Raw genomic sequence first — 2,775 nt, forward strand, 5'->3', positions numbered from 1 at the left:
GGCGCGGAAAGACCTCGTGCAGGTGGGCGACGTCGGCCTTGAAGGCCTGGCGGAAGCTGCGGATGCTGGCGTTGTCGGCTCCGAACTGGCCGTGGAGGTTGCCCCAGGTGAGGCGCAGGGGCCGCTGCAGGGCGCGCAGGCGGTATCCGACCCAGAACAGCAGGTCGAGCTTGCGCGCGGACCCTGAGAAGGCCCGGGCCGCCCTGATGTCGACGGGCAACGCGTGCCGGATCAGGTTGTCGTAGAAATCCTGGTGGAACTGGACCGTCTTCGACCAGACCGGGCCCTCGCCGGCCTGCGGTCGCCACAGGGCGAGTTGGCGGAAGGGTGGAACGTTGAGGGTGCGGGCGGTGTCGCCGCCGTCCCACAGGCCGATCTGCATGGTGCAGGCCGCGAGGCGGTTGAGCTGTTCCTTGAACTGGCGGATCGTGCCGCGCTCGCCGCCGGTGACGGCGAATCCCATCTCCTTCATGAAGCCCGACAGGCTGTCGGCGACCTCGATCGTCGGGCTGCGCTGGCGCACGGCCTCCGTGCACAGGTGCAGGAGGACGAGCCGCGCCTTGGGGCCGTAGGGAAGCCCCTGCATCTCCATCTCGCCATTGGCCGGGTTCTTGAGGCGGCCGGCGAGCAGGCTGAGGGAGTTGCGGCCGTATTCCCGGAAGAATTCGCGGGATGCGCCGGGATCGCGATAGGGCAGGCCGCACAGGGCCAGCACGCTGTGGATGTGCTGGAGGTTCTCAGGCGCGGTCGGCTCGTTCTCGATGACCTCGCGCACGGCATCGCGCCGGCGCTGGTCCCTGGCCATGCCGATGCGGCGATCGCTGACGGCCGCGCGGGTCGCGGCCTCGGTGTCCCGAAGCTGCTGCCGGTGCAGGATGTGCTCGGCGATGGTGGCGAACAGGAAGCCGCCGCGGGCCGCCTCGACCTCGGCGACGAGGTCCGCATCACGGATGCCGGCCAGTATCCGCTCGATCCCCGACACCCCGCCTCTCCGTCGCTCGCCGACGCGTGCTGAAAGCCCCGGCACCAGAGCCATGGCACGATCCAGCCGTCAGGAGTCGATACCCGCCCGAACTTTCGAGGAGAAATCCCCGTTTCCCACGGTTCGAGGGATGGGCTGCGACAGCTCTCGACAAACGGGCTTAGACCGAGTCCCGACGAAAGCGCAGAGTTCGATACGGGGAGGCACCCGGAACCGTCCCCGATCTTCACACGCATCGGGGCTTATCCCCGCCGAATTCTATTCGGATCCACGCAGAGTTCGATACGACGAGGCGCCGCGACCGCGCAGAGATCGATACGGGCCTGCGCAGAGTCGGATACGAAACCACGCAGAGGTCGATACCAGGATCGCGCTCAAGCCGTTGAACACGATCGGTTTTCCGCCACACCATATAACCTTCAGAAATGACTCTTCTGAGAATCCTTTCAGATATCTTTCCTAATTGCGGCGGCCCTCGTCCGGTATGAAGAACGAACGCAAGCGCGATCGATTTTGGGGTTTTCAAAGAGTTCTCCGACCCGTCCTCCACAGATCGTCCACCGGACGGATCCGTTGCGGAGGTTCGGGTTGTCATCCAGAACCAACGGATCTGACGTTCACTGACGAGGGCTGGATCCCGTGACCTGCAGCCATAAGCGACGGACCATCGATGAGCTCCTCGCCGTCATGGCGACCTTGCGCCATCCCGAGCATGGCTGCGCCTGGGACATCGCCCAGACCGCGTCGAGCATCGTCCCCTACACCTTGGAGGAGGCCTACGAGGTCGCCGAGGCCGTGGCAGGCGGTGATGCCGGGGAATTGCGGGACGAACTCGGCGACCTCCTGTTGCAGGTGGTCTTCCAGGCCCGGATCGCCGACGAGGACGGCCGGTTCGACTTTCACGACGTCGTCCGGGCGATCCTCGAGAAGCTGATCCGCCGCCATCCGCACGTCTTCGACGCCGAGGGGCGATTGCTCGAACCCGGCCGCCGGATCCGCGACCCCGCCCGGATCGCCGCGATGTGGCAGCAGATCAAGGACGATGAACGCAGGTCCAAACCGTCCTCCGAAGGGCCCCTCGCTGGGATCGCCGAGGCGCTTCCGGCCTTGGCGAGGGCCGAGAAACTGTCGCGCAGAGCCGCCTCCTACGGCTTCGACTGGTCCGATCCCGCCGATGTCCTCGCCAAGGTGCGCGAGGAGATCGACGAGGTCGAGGACGCCATGGCGAAGGGCGATTCCGTCGCCACGACCGAGGAGGTCGGCGACCTGCTGTTCTCGGTGGCCAACCTCGCCCGGCATCTCGGAATCGATCCCGAAGACGCGCTCCGCAACGGGAATACCAAGTTCGAGCGACGGTTCGGCGCCATGGCGGCCACGCTCGAGCGGGCTGGACGCTCGCTCGAATCGGCGGATCTCGACGCGATGGAAGCTGCCTGGCTGGGGGTGAAGGAGACGGAACGCAAGCCCTCGACCCTTTCGGTCGATAAAGAATATTCCAAATAACTAAGCCGTCGAGCCGCTGCCGCCCGGAACCGCTCCCCTCCCTCGCGAGAACGGCCAGGATGTCCAGCCTGTGGCGAACAGGGCCCACCACACCAGGACGGGCTGAGCCGCCAGCCGTGGGCCGTGATACCACCAGCTCTCGGGCAGGCCCGGCACCACGATCCCCTCGATCGCGTGCTTGAGATTGGCCGGGTAGACCGCGATCGCGTAGAGGGTGAACATCAGGCCCGCCGCACGCCGGAACGACCGCGTCATCAATCCGATGCTGCCGGCCACTTCGCACAGGCCGG

General features: G+C 66.3%; 1 protein-coding gene and 2 pseudogenes. 1 reads left to right on the forward strand and 2 read right to left on the reverse strand.

Annotation, left to right across the window (positions count from 1 at the left end):
• A pseudogene (locus ACFE7U_RS05240) lies at positions 1 to 1,036 on the reverse strand (replication protein RepA); the annotation flags it as partial.
• A 585-nt stretch (positions 1,037 to 1,621) separates the two neighbouring features.
• Between ACFE7U_RS05240 and mazG the strand changes: the two are divergent.
• Positions 1,622 to 2,485 (forward strand): nucleoside triphosphate pyrophosphohydrolase, encoded by an 864-nt coding sequence (gene mazG / locus ACFE7U_RS05245; protein ID WP_375408678.1) that lies wholly within the window; start codon positions 1,622 to 1,624, stop codon positions 2,483 to 2,485.
• Here the strand turns inward: mazG and ACFE7U_RS05250 are convergent.
• Positions 2,486 to 2,775, reverse strand: a pseudogene (locus tag ACFE7U_RS05250) (hypothetical protein); the annotation flags it as partial.

It is taken from the genome of uncultured Methylobacterium sp., assembly GCF_964251405.1.
In the GTDB taxonomy this organism is placed as follows: domain Bacteria; phylum Pseudomonadota; class Alphaproteobacteria; order Rhizobiales; family Beijerinckiaceae; genus Methylobacterium.